Source organism: Sorangiineae bacterium MSr11954, assembly GCA_037157815.1.
In the GTDB taxonomy this organism is placed as follows: Bacteria; Myxococcota_A; Polyangia; order Polyangiales; family Polyangiaceae; genus Pendulispora; species Pendulispora albinea.
The window spans coordinates 7,678,494-7,693,925 of the sequence record CP089984.1; the positions used below are offsets into that span (position 1 = coordinate 7,678,494).

Sequence of the window (15,432 nt, forward strand, 5' to 3'; positions counted from 1 at the left end):
TCGAGGTCATTTCCCTTGCAACAGGAGGACCACCGGCGTAGAGCTCGAATACCGATCGGCCGGGTACAACCCATCGATTCGACGACCTATTTCGTGCAGCTGGAGGGGATTGATATGGGAAATGTCCTATCGAGCACGGAGGTTCGTCCGCCGAGCCTCGCTCCGAATTTGCAAAAGCCACTTGGACCGTTGCCCGAACGCAACCTCCAAGCGTTCGACAGGCGCATCCTCGCGCCGCTGCGTGCGCTGATCCGCGCCAAGTATTTCTCGTTCAGCGTTCAGGGCGCCGAGCACGTTCCGCGCAATGGGAATGCCATTTACGTGTGCAACCACTCCGGGTGGATCGCGCTCGACACGCTCTTCGCGGGGCTGGCCGTCGCCGATCATGTCGGGCTCGAGCGGTTCCCTTGGTGCGCCGCCCACGACTCGTGGTACGAGACCCGCCTGTTTCATGGCTTCTTCGAGACGGCGGGAGGGTTCCCGGCGTCCTGGCTTCGAACGCCGGAGCGGCTGCCCTCCAAGATGCAGGTGCTGGCCGTCTTCCCGGAGGGGACCGAGGGCAATTGCAAATCGTTCGTCCACGCCTACCAAATGCGGGAGTGGCGCACGGGGTTCATCCGGCTGGCCCTGGCGCGCAACGCCGCCGTCGTTCCCATCGCCATCATCGGCGGCGAAGAGAGCCTCCCGTCGCTGTGCACCATTCGATTCGTCAAGTCCGCTTTTGGAACCGTCGTGCCGCTCCCGCTCACGCCCCTTCCCTTGCCGACACGCTGGAAAGTGGTATTCCACAAGCCATTCCACATCGGCAAATCCGATCTAAACGGCTACGAAGCCAGCACCGAGGCGCGCAACGAAGTCTTCCGCCGCATCGCAGCCCGCACGCGCGCCGACCTGCAGCGGACCATCGACCGGGAGACGGCGGACCGCAGCCTGGCGCGATTCTCGCGATTCCTATCGCGGCAGCTGGTCGATCGCATCCCCCGGCTCGGCAAATCGACCTCGTGAGCCGCGGCGCTCGAAGCGCTCCCCATGCTGGCCCGCCACCCCAAGAACCTCGAACCCGAGGAGACGGCACATGCTCCCCAATTTACCGAAAAATCCGCTGGAAAATATCTCCAATCCCCCGGAAAACATCCCCAACCCGATGCTGTCTCTGGAAAAAGGGCTCTCGCCCCTCATGAAATTCCAGCAGGCGTTCATCGAGTCCTGTTTCACGCCCGATCGCCTCCCGCCCGGCGCGCAAGATCCCTTCGCGGAGACGCGCGAGAGCATGCGCAAGCCCCCGAACGGCACCAACCCCGTGGTGCTCGTCCACGGCACGTGGGCCAACCGCTACAACACATGGAAGACGCTCGCGCCCGAGCTCAAAAACGCCGGGTTCTCCGTGTCGGCGCTGAACTATGGCGAAAAGGGCAATCTGCCGAAGGTGTGCAAAGGGTATACGGACATTCGCGAGTCCGCCAAGGAGCTGGCGAAGTTCGTGGACGAGGTGCTGCAGAAGACGGGCGCCAGCAAGGTCGACATGATCGGCCACTCGCAGGGCGGCGGTATCCTGCCCCGCTGGTATCTCAAGTACGAAGGTGGAAAAGAGAAGGTCGACAAGTTGATCGGTCTGGCGCCGAGCAACCACGGCCTCACGGCGACCGGCCTGGGAACGCTCGCCAACATGATCGCGACCCTTCTCCGCATTCAAGCGCTGGCGAACGAGGCCGTCATCCTCAGCGCGGGCATCGCGTGCCTCCAGCAATCGCTCGAGTCGACCGAGAACCTCAATCCAAAGTTGGACGATGGCGGCGATACGTTCGGCGGGGTCAAATACATCGCCTTGTCGACCTGGCGGGACGAGGTCGTCACGCCATGGCAGAACGGCCATTTGAAGGGCGCGGACGGGCACACCTTCACCAACCTGACGCTCCAAGAGTACCAGGGGTTCAAATACGACTTGACCGAGCACAATGGCATGCCGAACCACCCCGTCTCCATCGAGGTCGTCAAGCGCGCGCTGGTCGGAAAGCCGGTCGATCCTCAGAACCTGATCGTCCAGCGGCCGCCCTTCATGCTCACGCCGTGATGTGTGTCGTGCGATGGCGGTCGGGCGAAATACGGATCACGCGCCATCGTCGTCCAAGCATGCGTCGAGATCGAGCTCGGTGTCGGGCTCGCGCAGCTTGTTGCGGGCATCCTCGAGCAGGCGCTCGTACTTGGGATCGATGAGCTTCGAAAGCAGGAGCGGCTCGAGCGCGCCCTCCATTTCCTGCAGCAAACGCCGGCCCGCGAGATCCTTGATGGGATCGTGCGGGGCGCCGTTGTTGAAGCGCAAGAGCCAGTCGAACAGCACCAGGGCTTCGCTCTGCGGGAGCTCGATGGTGACGGTTCCAGGCAGGAGCGAGGAGAGGAGGGCGAGCGGCTTGCGGGACGATTTCGATGCTTCGGTGTCGGGCTCGGGGAGATCGGCCCATCGTGGAACATAGATATCGGAGTCGGGGCGAACCCCCGCCGACGCGCGCTTGACCTCACTCAACGCCGAGACGATGGGATCGTACAGGCCGAAGACAATCGGTCCGACCTCCAACATTTCGCTCCAGTGCCAGAGCGCATGGCCGCCCGGCTCGAGGATGCGGCTCCCCAGACGGAGCCCACGCCCGTGCGTATTCGTCACACGCACGCCGTCTTGCTCCACGGTGAGCGCGACGTGCTCGCCGGCCACGCCGTCCGCGTCCACGTGGATCTCGCAAATGCGACTTCGTCCCACCCGATACGGTTTGGGCGGTGTGCGCGGTTTGAGCTCGGTCGGGCGCAAAAAGGTTTGCCTCGTACGAATCACGTCAGGCGGTGCTTCCACTGCGATGAGGCGCACGTATCCCCACCTCGCCCGATCGCGACGCTCCCCTTCGATGGCGGCTTGCGCCAGATCGCGCTCGTCGTACGCGAGGTATTTCTGGATGGGCGAGACGCCCGGCAATCCGCCGGATTGCGTGGCGACGATGCGGATCCCCGCCACCTCGATGATGGACTCCGGCAGAAGCGTCCGGGTGATGCCGGGGGTGAGCGGTACGCCGCCCACGGAGAGATTGTCGGTGTTGTCGAGGCCCGTAATGACGTAGTCCGTCTCGTCCCAGGAGATGTCGGCGTGATATCCGTCCACGCTCAGCTCCGGGAGCGCGATATCGCTTACCCCGAGGTGTTCTCCTTTGCCGAGAAAGAAGCTGCGTTGTTCGCGCGTATACACCACCTTACCGGTGGCGCGAAAGATGGATAACTCGATGGATCGGGAAGGACGAAGCATGGCCGCGTGCACTGGGTCTACGAACTGTAGCCCGCTCCACACGCGATGATCACGCTTTCGACAATTCCGGCTCTGCTCGCGCGACACCGGCGCCATCGGGCGCGGGGCCTCCAAAGAGGCGCAAAAGCTTGCGCGAGGCCAGGATCGTGTGGATCTCCCGTACGAGCCCCTGCGCATCGAGCCGCATGGTGATCACGGACCGCGGCGCCGAGCGCCCGGAGTACCCCGCGGGCAGGGCGAAGGTGAGCATCACGGCGGGCAGCCCGTTGAGCATGCGCACGTCCATCTCCGAGGCGATTTTTCCAGCGCTGGCCTTCGCCCAGAACGTCGCGACCTTCTTGCGCCCCACGACGGGCACGCGCGCCGCGAGGTGCTCGCCCGCCGAGTCGCTCAAGGTGCGCACGCCGTCGGCCAGGATGCGCTCGATGCCGGCGACATCCTGCGCCGCCAAATGCGCCATCAAGGTGGCCAGCACGCTGCGCGTTCGCTCCTGCAGCTCGCGCGTGGGAACGCACCGGTCCGCCTCGTAGGTGGCCATGATCCGGCGCGCGCGATGGTGCGTGACCTTCACGTGGGTCTCGCTCATGGCCAGCGTCTCCGCCACCTCGCGCACGGAATAGTCGAACACGTCGCGCAAGAGGAGGACCGCACGCGCGCGCGGGGCGAGCGCCTCCAGGGCCACGAGAAAGGCGAACGATGCGCTCTCGAGCAGATCGTAGCGGCAATCCGCGCCCGGCTCGGGGGGTGTGGAGCTCTCGTCCTCCGTGTCGAAGGGCTCCGGCAGCCAGGGTCCGATGTACGCAGAGCGCCGGCGCTGGCGAAGGAGATCGATGCCCGCGTTGATCGCGATGCGCGTGAGCCACGGCCGGAGATCCGTCGCCTGCGGCGCGCGCGCTTCGACCTCGCGCTGCCCCGACGTGGCGGAGGGATCGCGTACCATGGCGCGCACGAACGCGTCCTGGACCACGTCGTCGGCGTCCTGCGCGCTGCCGGTCATGCGATACACGATGGCCCACACGTGCTTGGCGTGCTCGCGATACGCGGTGTCGTAGGACGGGTGAATCTTCAAGGTGGCAACATCATGCCACGTCGCGAAGCGCGATGCTTCGAAGCGCGAGCTCGGCCGCCCGGCGCGCGCTCGCGAGGGCGGCGTCGAGGAGCATGCCCTCGTCGCCCACCCAATCGCCGGCCACGAACAACCGGGGGACGTCGGGGACGGCCACTGGCATGCGCGCGCCGCCCTCGGAGGCCAGGGGCAAGGCGTGCGCGACGGTCATTTTGGGGAGGAAGCGCGTGTACACGGCGTGCGGCCGCCACCCCGGCTGCGATCGGTCGAGGAGCGCTTCGAGCTCGGCCCGCACTTGGGCGGGATCGTGCGCGTCGCCCACCAGGTAGCGCGCCACGTGCACGACCGCGCCGCCCTCGGGCGCGAGCCGCGCAAACGCGCTGTGCACCGACAGATAATCGGGGCTGTCAACTCCCAACGTGAAGTGATGGCGCGCGTTTGGCAGCTGGTTCAAGGCCACGTCCAAGCACGCCGCGCGCACCGGGACGGCTTGCGCCGCCGCGTTGGCCAGCGAAGCGCTCTCGGGAACGAGCGCGGCGCACGTGCGCGGTCCGGCGGCGAGCACCACCGAATCGGCCAGCAGCGGGCCTACATCCGGCACGTGTACGCACAGCCGCGGACCCTCCGGAGCAATGCAAACCGGTGAGGTCCTCGTGTGGATCGCGACCCCGGCATCCAGCGCGCGGAGGGTGAGCCGATCGACGAGGCTCTGCCAACCACCATCGAGGTACGCCACACCGCGGTCGAGGCCCATGTGAAGCTGCCGCATCGCGGCGGCGGCGGAGAGCTTATCGTGGTCGGCCGAGTACGTGGTCACGCGAAAGAGCGCGGCGAGCAGCGCGCGCGCCCGTGGGTCGGTCACCCGCGCGAGCCACTCGGACAAGGGCATGGACTCGAAGCCTTGGTTGGAGGTCAGCTTCCCGAATGCACTTGCAAACTGCATCTTTCCGCCGAAGCCGAGCACGCTGCTCGTGAGCAGCGCGAGCACGCCCGACGGAAGCGGTTGGAACGCTCCGTCCCGTTCGACGAAAAAGTAGGGCGACTTGGCCCTGGAGCCCTCCCATGCGATGCCGAGCTCGTCGAGCTCGCGCGCGGCGGCCCCGCCCAAGTAGAGCGCGTGCGGTCCTTGATTGAACGTATGCTCGCCCTCCGTTTGCGACGCTGCGCGGCCACCGAGCTGGTGCGAGCGCTCCAGCAAGGTCACCGAGGCCCCGGCGCTTGCCGCACGCACCGCCGCACAGAGACCCGCCAAGCCACCACCCACGACCACCACATTGCTCGAACCCATGATTCACCTCCGCTCGGAAAAAGCGCTCTTCGAAGGGATCACGTTTGAGGCGCCCGAAAGGTTACACCCTACACGCGAGCTCGGGATGCGATCGCCTGCTTGAGCAGCGCGAGGCCGCGCCATGAGGCGTCATGCACACGAAAGGTCTTGCAAACATCGACCGCATACGGAAGTAACCCTCGCGCGACAAAACATCCAAACACGACACGACGCTCGCGGGGGGTTCCATGACGATCAGGAAGCGGTGTGTGCTCGCCACGATGGTGACAGGGCTGTTCTTCCCCTCTCTCGGCCGCGCCGAGACGGATCCGCGCGATTACGCGCTAGGGCTAGCGCCCAATCACACGAACGTCTTCATCATGTACGCGCGCCACCAGACGTCGGCCGACTCTCAAAATTACGTACGAAACACGGCCATTTTCCGCTACCTGCACCTGCTGAAGTTCGGCAACCTGGCCATTGTCCCGCTGGACGTGCTTGTGCCGGTGGTCGACGCTCAGGTGTACCTTCCGGGACAAGGGGGACAAGGCACGACCACCCTCCACGGCTCCGGCATGGGCGATCTGTCGTATCTGCCGACCATCGGCTATGCGATCAAATGGTCCGAAAAGGACTTCACCTACTTCGTATTCAGCTCGTACCTCCGCGCGCCGACTGGCAACTACGACCCTCGCCGGCCCGTCAACGTCGGCACCAATCGTTGGACGTTCGACGAGCAAGCGGGGATCGGCCACCGGTTCTTGGGAATGTTCCTGGTCGAAGCGGTGGGGGCGGCCATCTTCTATACGAAGAACGACGACTACATCCTTCCCGGAACGTCGCGGCGTGTGTCACTGCAGCAGCGGCCTACGTTCAATGGAACGGTGCACGCGTCGATGGACATCAGCAAAGAGATCTGGCTCGGCGCCTCCTACCACTATTTCCGCAATGGGCGTGTGGCGGCATCCGGCCCAGAGGGCGAGCTGACGGCCACCGATCGGCAAAGCATCCAGAGCATCCGCGCCACGGTGGGCCTCCGGCCCGTCGAGCCGCTGCAGGTGCTGCTGCAATACCAGACCGACATCGTGGCTACCCGCGGTGCTACGATTAGCCGCTTCGTGGGGCTTCGGCTGTCGTATCGCTTTTAGCGCCGATACGGTTGCCTCGAATGGAGAGGGCGCATTCCGAGTGCGGGGTAGAAGGCCGTGGCCGAGCGAGGTCAGCGCCTACGCTTTGGGCGCTCGTTCGGGCGGGGATGCGCTCTCTTGCAGCGTTGGCGGTGCGTCGGCATCGGCAGGCGTTTGGGCCGTGATGGTCGCGCGGGCGTGCATGCGGACAGCGCGATCGTAGGCCTCGGCGAGCAAAGGCTGCACGGTTCGAAATGTGGTCTCGGAGGGATTGAGGACGCAAACCCAATGCATGGCACCGTACACGGGATGAGGCATCACCCGGTCCAACGCCGTAAAGTCGTAAGGGCTCTCGCCGCCGCCCGCGCGACGCGGGCCGAAGAACGAACGAAACGTTTCGCGGCCGATGCCGACGTTCAGGCCGAAGACGTCGGGTCGATCGAGGTGGGAGGCATGGTCGAAGTCCGTGTCGTGCGTCACCAGGGTTGCGAACGGGAGCTTGCGATAGGAACTGTAGAAGAAGAACGTATCTGCCGTGGATGTGTCCGTATGAACCTGGGCGAACGCTTCGACGATGTACCGTGTGATTGAGGCTTGGTCCATGTGAGGAAGTCTGGTGTCTCCCGTAACGGGAGGGTCAAGGGCAAGGGGGAGAGCGGGTGTCTAGGACACCAGGATTTTGTCTTGGGACAGGGGGCGGGGCGGATCGACCGCTTCGTTTTCTCGATGAAAGCGTGTGATGCGGAGTTGGCGTCGAACTCGCAGTGGGGCTGACTAGGTCGGATGCGCGGTGCGCCGGACATCGCGTGGAAGACCGCAGACGATGGGTCGCTAATCGGTAAGAGTGGGAGGCGACAGCCTGCGCATGCCTCGTGAGCTTCTTAGCCAGAGTCTCCACAGCGGAGGGCGGAATAAGCGAGGAGTTTCATGCGACGGGTGACGGGAAGCGCAGCGGGCGCGGACCGGTGGCCGAATTCCTCGTTGGGGCAGCTGCGTCACGAACAGCTCGTATCCACCGGACCTATTCTCTCCACCTTTTTCGTCTGGTTCGAAAGAAGCCAGCAGCAGAATGTGTGCGATTGCGCGGAGCGCTTCGTTCGCGCCGTCGTTTTGTCTCGCCACGTGCCGCGCTCCGGAGCGCTTCGCTCGCACCATCGTTTCGTCACGGGCGCCGGAAACCTCGCGACCGTAGCTCAGGTACACCGGCTGTGAAGGTGACAGTCCTAGAGAGGCGGACGTCGCGTCGTCCTTCGATAACCGCTCGCGATCGTCCGACCCCTCTTCCCGCATGCCCAAGTAGGCCGCAAACGACAGGGTCATCCGAATGCCGGGCGGCGCCGGAAGGAGCTCGAGCGACGGTCCTCGTCAGTTCCCCGACAGCAACCCGATGAAGACTGCGACGATGGCGCCCACGATGATCATCACCAACACGATGAGGCAACCGATGGCCCTCGGGGCGCCGCGGGCGCGGGCGCCGATGACGAGGGGGAGCGCGCCTCCCAGGTTCATCATGTCGCGGTCTTGAATGACCGCTTGGGGAATGAGATGCGGCGTCTCCGGGGCCGAGTTGGGGTGCGGCCGGATCGCGGTGCCTACTGCGATGATTTCGATGAGCCCGGGGCCGAGCTCGCGGATGATGAGCTTATTGCCGATGACCCGCTCGGCGCCGATGGCTTGCGCCTCCCGGCGAATGAGGTCGAGGCAGTTCTCGCGCGCCTTGTAGACCAAGTGCGTGACCTCGGGGAGCTCGCCGCGCGACATGCTCTTGAACATGGTGCCGATGCCGGCCGCGATGCCAAGCGAATAGACCGAGGTGGCCATGACCAACCTTTGAGGTACGAACCCGAGCTTGGCGAGGTTCCAGAGCTCTTCGCCCGTGAGCTCGGAGGTGACGACTTGGTCGGGCGCGACAGGCCCCTGGGACAGCCGCGGGTTGTACGATGCGGTGCCCGTCATCAAAAGCTCGATGGTGCCCGCCGGCCCAAAGGGGAGCATATCGAGACGAATGTCGACCACGGAGTTGGCCCCCAGCGCCGCGGCCTCGGCCTGCAGCCGCTGCAGCGCAAGATGCCGTATCCCGTTGTAGAGCTGCGAATATTCGGTGACCTCCCCTTGCGCCATCGTGCGAAGGGACCCCATGATCCCCCCGCCGATGCCGAGCGCATAGGCCACGTTCCCCATGACGAATTTGACGGGCTGATAGCCCGCGTCGATGTGGCAATACAGCTCGGTCCCCGATGCCGACGTGGAAAAGAACGGCTGCCCTGGCTGAACGGATTGCACGTGCACCCCCGTCCCTTGCGAGAGAAATTCCGTGTATCCTGCAAGTGTCGTCAGCTCGCTGATCACCCCCGTGACACCGATGGCGCCGCGCCGCTTGGCCTCGTCCTCCATGCGCGATATGGCAGCATGGCGCCCTTCGGAGATGAGCTGGGTAATGGCGCCGATCTCTCCCGTCGCCATACTTTGAAATGATGCGCCGATGGAGCCACCGACCCCCATGGACCGGACGCTGTTGCCGACGGCGATCTCGCCCGGGAAAAGCCCCTTTTGTGCGAGACAGAAGATTTCGTTCCCCGACATTCCCGAGATGAGCATGAAGGCGACTGTAGTACGACATTCGCCCATTGCGCGAGTGGCGCAAGCGTATCTGGAGTGATTGTGACAACGAATCTATCCCCCATCATGTCAGACACGACATTGCCGCCGCGGTGATACGCTCCAACCATCATGGGGGCACGAAAGTCGGCGAGCGCCGAAGCACGCAGCAAATCCACGAAGAAGATCGTCGCCAAAGGCGGCACGAAGCGCGCGGTCAAAACAGGGACCGGGGGGAAGCCTGGACGGAAACCCGACGTCCAGGACGCAAGCGCCAAATCACCGAGACGCGGGCCCCGACCGCCGCCGAAATCCCCGCGCCCGCCCCGTCCAACGATCGCGAGCGTATCGGAACAAATCAAAGCATTGGCCGGCCAGGTCGAAGCGCTCACGCAAATCATCGCGCGCGCATTCACGGCCACCTCGGAGCCGGATGCGGGCCCGCGCTCCGCCAGCGATGGCGCCGGCTTCGACTCCGACCTGCTCACCATCCTCGCGCAGCTCGATCGCGGCGGCCGCTATGCCGGCATGGTCCCCATCCCCGAGGTTCGCGACGCGTTTCTCCGCCGCGGATGGACCCGGCGAAACTTCGACCACAGACTCCTGCAGGCCGAGCGCGACTTCGTCGTCGACTTGAAGACGGCCGACGATCCATCGCGCCTGGCCGACCCCGAGCTCGCCATCGAGGAGCCAGGCCGTGGCCACCTGCAGTACGTGGTGCTTCGATGAGCGTCCGGCCATCGTCTACCGAGACGGACCGCTTGGAGGACCTGCTCGCCGCCTCGCCCAGCCCCTTCTCCGATGCCGTGCTCCCCAACGCCTTCCGCGAAACGCCGGATGTCCCGAGCATCCACGCGGGAGCGCGCCAGCAATGCTTGGCGCTCGTCCGCGACGCGCGCGAAACGGCGCGCACGTCGCTTCAAGTCATCACGGGCGACGCGGGCGAAGGCAAAACGCATCTCCTCGCGTGGCTGCGGCGCCAATCCGAAGAGGGGTGGCGCAAAGGAACCGCGACCGGGCGCTTTGCGCTCACCGTCATCCCCCCGCTGCGATCGCTCGCGCGTGCTCGGCATCACGTCTTGCAAGAGCTCGTGCGACAGCTCTCGGTCCGGCTCGCCGGCGACCGTCACATCGACGAGGCCACCGACACGCCCATCGAGATCCTGCTCTGGCGAGCGCTCCTCGCGATCGCCAAAGTCCTCGTCGCCAACAAGTCGACCCCCGCGGAGCTCCGCGCCCGGCTCGAAGAGGCCACCAGCGCCAACCCCGATCGATACCTCTCCTCCTGTGTGGAGCAATTGAAGCACGGCTGGCCCCTGGTGGAGCGCGCGTTCGTCGATACCGCGCTCCGTCTCCCGGAGCTCGCGGCCGTCGATCGCGAAGTCTTCCGGATCGTCGCCCGATTCCCCGAGGGCGGCGAGGCAGAGCGCACGGCCATCGTCGATTGGCTAGGCGGATCCAGTCTCTCCTCGGAGCGCCTCGACGCGCTCGGGACCTCCCTCGTGCTCGACGAGGAGGCGGAGGCCGTGCGCGCGCTCAAGACCCTGCTGGCCTTGGCGCGCTTCGCCGGCACCCCGGTGCTCCTCGCCTTCGACCAGATCGAGGGGACCGTACGGCTCGGCCCCGACGCTGTCATGACCTTCCTCGAGACCATTGCCGAGCTTTACAACGATGCCCCCAGCACCGTGATCCTGGTCCTCTGCCAAACGCAGCTCTGGCCAAGTCTCCGTGAGCAAGCGCCGGGGTACGTCAAGGATCGATTCGACGACACGCCTGCCGTCCATCTCAAAGGGCTCACCCCAAACGAAGCGCTCCTCCTCGTCGAGACGCGCATGAAGCACTTCTGGGAAGGCCTCGACGAGCACCCGAGCGATCCGCTCTTTCCACTCTCCCGCGAGCAGGTACTCGACGTTGTCACGCGCGAAAAGCTGCGAACACCGCGCGCCGTCGTTCGCTACTTCCAAGCGCTCCTGCGCGAGCCGCGCGGGCAACGCAACACCGACGTATTCAAGCCCCCGCCACCACCTCAACCCCTCGATATCGTCCGACGCAAGCTGGACACCTTGATCGACGAAGAACCACGCACCGCGCGGCAACCGGACGCCCGCGCCGCGCTCGCGCAAGCCGTCGCGTACGACATCTTCCGGCAAGCGCAGGGCGCCAAGCGACCGATCCAAGGCACCTTGGTGGAGGAGATCGCACCGCACCGCGCCCGCAGGACGAGCATCGAAGGCATGCGCGTCGTTCTGCAGCGCAACGGCGAGCGCAAACGCGTTTACATCGAGAGCTCGAACAGCCAAAACGGCAAATCCGCCGCGTCCACGGTGAGGCGCCTCGCAGACGTCGTCGCCGCCAATCAAGCCGACATGGCCATGCTCCTGCGCGAAGAATCGTTTCCGCTCCCGTCGGCCGCGCACAAAACGCTCTTGGAGATGACGTCGCGCGGAGTGGTCCTCCGCATCGCGGAGGGTGAAATCGTCCCCCTGGCCGCCATCGAAGCGCTCCTCAACGCCGCCGCCGCCGGCGACGTCCCCGTCGACCGCAAGACGGCGCTCGACATCGCCGTCGAGCACCTCGCATCGCTCCTGGCCATCCCGGCGCGGGTCGTCGGCAAGGTCTTCCCCGTCGAGCAGCCGAGACCGCGCGCCCCCGAAGGCGCCAAAGCCAGCGACACCCAGGTGACCGCGATCCTCCGGCACCTGCAGACCGAACGCGCCTTCGAGCCCGCCGCCCGTCTCGCCGCGACCCTCGGCTTGAGCGTCGAAACGGTGGACGCCGCGCTCCACGTGCTCGCAGGGCGCGGCGCCGTCGACGTGGTCGCCGATCGCAACCGCTCCCCCGTGGTCCTCCTTCGTCCGGGAGCCTCGCCGTCATGAGCCCCACGTTCTCGGTCACCGAAGTCGTCACCGCCACGCGCTGCCCGAGGCAGCTCGTCCTCGCCCGCGAAGGACATCGCGTGGTGCCCTATGGCCCCGATGCCTTCGGACAGGCCGCGCACGAAGCCCTCCACGCCATCGCCACCGGCGCCGCCGAAGATCCGAAATTGCACGCGCTCCTCGGACGCCAAAGACCCGATCCGGCCGCGGTGGAGCACGCGCTCTTTCAATTGGCTTTGAGCGGAGCGCACGCGCACGCCAAGAAGGTCGCCAGCCACGTCGACGGCGCCGACCTCGCGCGATTCGCCGATACCGTGCGCCATATCGCCAAGCTCCTGACCCCACCGATGGTGCAAGCATCCGCCGGAGCCGCCAATGCGCGCTCCGCCGTCGACAAGGCGTTCCCCGCGTCCGAAGAGACCATCGAGCTCGAGCTCGACGGCGCCACCATCCGCGGCCGGATCGATCTATTGTGCCGCCACGCCGAGCAAACGTGGCTCTGGGATCTCAAGACGTACGCGGGGACCGATCTGGCCCAGCTCGAACAGGTGCGCCTCTACGCCATGGCGTACGCCGCGAAGGGCACCCACGCGCACCCCGCGCTCGTCCACGTGGTGCGCGACCGCATCCAAATCGACGCCGCCGATCCACCGCGTGAAGGCGACGCGGAAAAGCTGCTCACGCTCGTGCACCATATGCGCTCCTGGCTCGGAGGCGCCCCCCCGCCGCGCGCGCCCGATCTCGAGACGTGCCGCACATGCGCAGCCCAGGCACCCTGCTGGCGCCTCTGGGGACGAACCCTCCCCGATGAAATCGACGTCCCCAAGCCGCTCACCACGCCACCGCCTTCAATGGTCGACGTCCCCGCCCCCAATACGGAGCGCAACGGTGCTCCGCCGGCCATGGACAGCAGCGACCCCGCTTTACCTCACGAAAAAAGCCGCGAAACCACCCCACCGCGCGGAAAAATGGTCGACCCCCCACCGCCCGGGAAGCCGAGCGCCAGCCCGGCACGCGATCCTGCACGCACCCCGGAACCCTTATGGATCGGCGCCGATCCCAAAAAGGAGCTCGTCCGACTCCAACCCCCCGAGCTCATGAGACATATCGCCGTCTTCGGCGCCTCGGGCTCCGGCAAAACCTATTTGGCGAAAGCCATCGCCGAAGAAGCCATCCTCGCCGGTGTCCCCGTCCTTGCCTTCGACGTGCAAGGCGACATCCTGACCCTCGCCGAGCCGCTCGACGACACACACCTCGAACCCGCGCTCCGCGCCCGGCGCGACGCCTACCGCGACCGGGCCGATATCCGACTTTTGACGCCGATGAGCGAAGCCGGATTGCGCATTTCGCTCAACCCACTTCGCTTTCCGTCCCGCGACATGGGCATCGAGCAAAGCACCGCCTACTCCGAGGCCGTCGCCGAGAACCTCCTCGCGCACGTGAAGATCGCCCAATGGCGCGATCACGCGCGCGCATACCTGGCGGAGCGCATCCGCGAGGCCATGAAGAAGGTCTCGTCGCTGTTGATCGAAGACCTCATCGCCGGCATCGCCAACGACGAAGATCTCGACGATCCGCTCCTCGACCGCAACCAGCGCGAAAAGCTGGTCAAACAACTCCGGCTCCTCACGATTGGCTCCAAGAGCCTCCTCTTCCGCCTCGGGCGCCCGCTCGATCTCGACGCCCTCCTCACGTCGCCCGATCCGTCGAAGACACCGCTCAACGTCCTTTGGCTGAACGGCCTCGGCGATCAACAAAACAAAGAGAGCTTCGTCGCCATGGTCCTGGCGGACCTCTACGGATGGATGCTGCGCCAGCGCGGCGGCGCGCCGCGCGTTCTGCTCTATTTCGACGAAATTGGTCCGTATATGCCGCCCCATGGCGAGCCGGCGTCGAAGAAGCTCTTGAAGCGAATCTTCAAAGAAGGGCGCAAGTATGGCGTGTGCGGGCTCTTTTGCACTCAAAACTTCACGGACGTCGATTACAAAGTCGTCGCCCAGGCCAACACCGTCGCCATCGGCCGCATCAACGCGTCCCAAGAGAAGAAGAAGGCCGCCGACGCCCTCGGCGCCCCCCCGAACTTCGATGTCGCCTCCGCGATCGATCGCCTGGTGGGGGCCCCCGCCGGCCGCTTCGTCATGAAGCGCGCCGACCAGCCCCCCCACTGGCTCCAGAGCCGCAAGCTCATGACCCTGCACGGCCCCACCTGGGGCGAAGAGGAAATCCGCGACCGCACGTCACCCGATGCACGCGCGGCGTGGAATCAACCGTGACCGCGCTTGCGCCGCTTCTCCCTCGGCTTGGATAGAAAGTCGATGAACGCCCGCAGCTTGAGCGGCACGTAGCTCCGGCTCGGATAATAAAGAAAGAACCCCGGAAACGGCGAACAGAAATCGTGCAGCACCCGCAAAAGATCGCCGCGCTCGATGTACGGGCGCGCGATCTCCTCCAGAACGTAAACGAGCCCGAGCCCGCCTTTGGCCGCGCGTAATCCCAAGAACGGATCGTCGACGACGATGCGGCCGTCCACGGCGATCTGGAAGTCCTTCCCGCGCTCGTCGAACTCCCATTCGTAGATATCGCCGCCGCTGATGCGCCGGTAGCCGATGCAATCGTGCCGGTGCAGATCGCGCGGGTGCTTCGGCTTGCCGCGCGCGGCGAAATACGCCGGCGCGCCCACGACGGCCGCGCGCTGCGCGCCGGAGATGCGCACGGCGATCATCTCCTTGTCGAGCGTCTCGCCCAGACGAACGCCGGCGTCGAACCCGCGCGCCGCGATGTCCACGAGCCCATCGTCGACCGAGACGTCGAGCCGGATCTCGGGGTGCTCGCGCAGGAACGCCACCAGCATGGGCTCGAGCACGATCGACGAGGCCACGCGCGAAATGGTGAGCCGGAGGGTGCCCGCGGGCCGATCGCGCAGCTCGTCCAGCGACTCCACCGCCGAGAGCATGTCGGTGAACGCCGGCCGAACGCGCTCCCAGAGGCGCTGCCCCGCCTCGGTGAGGCCGACGCTCCGGGTCGTTCGCTGAAAGAGCCGGACGCCGAGCCGATCCTCGAGCTTCTGGATCGTCTGGCTCACGGCCGACGCGGTCACCCCCAGCTCGGTCGCGGCGGCCGTGAAGCTTCGCTTCTCTGCGACCACGACGAAGGTGGTCAGGCCGGCGAGCTCGTCCCTCATTATTTAGACAGGCTAATAAATGCTTCAACCT

At 65.7% G+C, this 15,432-nt stretch carries 12 protein-coding genes; 6 read left to right on the forward strand and 6 right to left on the reverse strand.

The genetic code is table 11. The features are described from left to right. Nucleotides 1-189: 189 nt before the first annotated feature. Nucleotides 190-1,005 carry a 1-acyl-sn-glycerol-3-phosphate acyltransferase gene (locus LZC94_29625; protein WXB12001.1) on the forward strand — a complete coding sequence of 272 codons (816 nt, stop codon included), beginning with the start codon at nucleotides 190-192 and terminating at the stop codon, nucleotides 1,003-1,005. Between the two features lie 70 nt (nucleotides 1,006-1,075). Next, nucleotides 1,076-2,071 carry an alpha/beta fold hydrolase gene (locus LZC94_29630; protein WXB12002.1) on the forward strand — a complete coding sequence of 332 codons (996 nt, stop codon included), beginning with the start codon at nucleotides 1,076-1,078 and terminating at the stop codon, nucleotides 2,069-2,071. Between the two features lie 36 nt (nucleotides 2,072-2,107). On the opposite strand, the gene LZC94_29635 is transcribed toward LZC94_29630, so the two are convergent. From LZC94_29635 to LZC94_29645, 3 genes are read right to left on the reverse strand one after another with little or no spacing between them, the layout of a single operon-like run. Beyond that, nucleotides 2,108-3,286 (reverse strand): FHA domain-containing protein, encoded by a 1,179-nt coding sequence (locus tag LZC94_29635; GenBank protein WXB12003.1) that lies wholly within the window; start codon nucleotides 3,284-3,286, stop codon nucleotides 2,108-2,110. 49 nt (nucleotides 3,287-3,335) lie between these two features. Continuing rightward, entirely contained in the window at nucleotides 3,336-4,355 is a 1,020-nt protein-coding gene (locus LZC94_29640; protein WXB12004.1) for a sigma-70 family RNA polymerase sigma factor, read from the reverse strand. 10 nt (nucleotides 4,356-4,365) lie between these two features. Further along, nucleotides 4,366-5,640, reverse strand: coding sequence for an FAD-dependent oxidoreductase (locus LZC94_29645; protein WXB12005.1), 1,275 nt, complete (start codon nucleotides 5,638-5,640; stop codon nucleotides 4,366-4,368). Between the two features lie 260 nt (nucleotides 5,641-5,900). Between LZC94_29645 and LZC94_29650 the strand changes: the two genes are divergently transcribed. Then, nucleotides 5,901-6,767: a transporter gene (locus LZC94_29650; GenBank protein ID WXB12006.1), complete on the forward strand. Its 867-nt coding sequence runs from the start codon at nucleotides 5,901-5,903 to the stop codon at nucleotides 6,765-6,767. A 78-nt stretch (nucleotides 6,768-6,845) separates the two neighbouring features. Here LZC94_29650 and LZC94_29655 read toward each other — a convergent pair whose 3' ends face one another. Together LZC94_29655 and LZC94_29660 are read right to left on the reverse strand one after the other, a co-directional pair. Then, the gene (locus tag LZC94_29655; protein ID WXB12007.1) at nucleotides 6,846-7,349 is read right to left on the reverse strand and encodes a DUF6194 family protein; all 504 of its coding nucleotides are present in this window, start codon (nucleotides 7,347-7,349) and stop codon (nucleotides 6,846-6,848) included. A 762-nt stretch (nucleotides 7,350-8,111) separates the two neighbouring features. Then, nucleotides 8,112-9,344 carry a YbjQ family protein gene (locus LZC94_29660; GenBank protein WXB12008.1) on the reverse strand — a complete coding sequence of 411 codons (1,233 nt, stop codon included), beginning with the start codon at nucleotides 9,342-9,344 and terminating at the stop codon, nucleotides 8,112-8,114. Nucleotides 9,345-9,476: 132 nt separating this feature from the next. On the opposite strand from LZC94_29660, the gene LZC94_29665 reads away from it, so the two are divergent. The 3 genes from LZC94_29665 to LZC94_29675 are packed head-to-tail and all read left to right on the forward strand — an operon-like array spanning nucleotide 9,477 to nucleotide 14,493. Continuing rightward, nucleotides 9,477-10,073, forward strand: a complete 597-nt coding sequence (locus LZC94_29665) for a hypothetical protein (protein ID WXB12009.1) — start codon at nucleotides 9,477-9,479, stop codon at nucleotides 10,071-10,073. Next, nucleotides 10,070-12,220 carry a hypothetical protein gene (locus LZC94_29670; GenBank protein WXB12010.1) on the forward strand — a complete coding sequence of 717 codons (2,151 nt, stop codon included), beginning with the start codon at nucleotides 10,070-10,072 and terminating at the stop codon, nucleotides 12,218-12,220. The genes LZC94_29665 and LZC94_29670 overlap by 4 nt, the downstream gene beginning before the upstream one ends. Then, nucleotides 12,217-14,493 (forward strand): DUF853 family protein, encoded by a 2,277-nt coding sequence (locus LZC94_29675; protein WXB12011.1) that lies wholly within the window; start codon nucleotides 12,217-12,219, stop codon nucleotides 14,491-14,493. Before LZC94_29670 ends, LZC94_29675 begins: the two co-directional genes overlap by 4 nt. Here the strand turns inward: LZC94_29675 and LZC94_29680 are convergent. Next, on the reverse strand, nucleotides 14,484-15,401 hold the full coding sequence (locus tag LZC94_29680) for a LysR family transcriptional regulator (protein WXB12012.1): 918 nt from the start codon (nucleotides 15,399-15,401) through the stop codon (nucleotides 14,484-14,486). The two genes, LZC94_29675 and LZC94_29680, sit on opposite strands and share 10 nt — an antisense overlap. Between the last annotated feature and the right edge of the window lie 31 nt (nucleotides 15,402-15,432).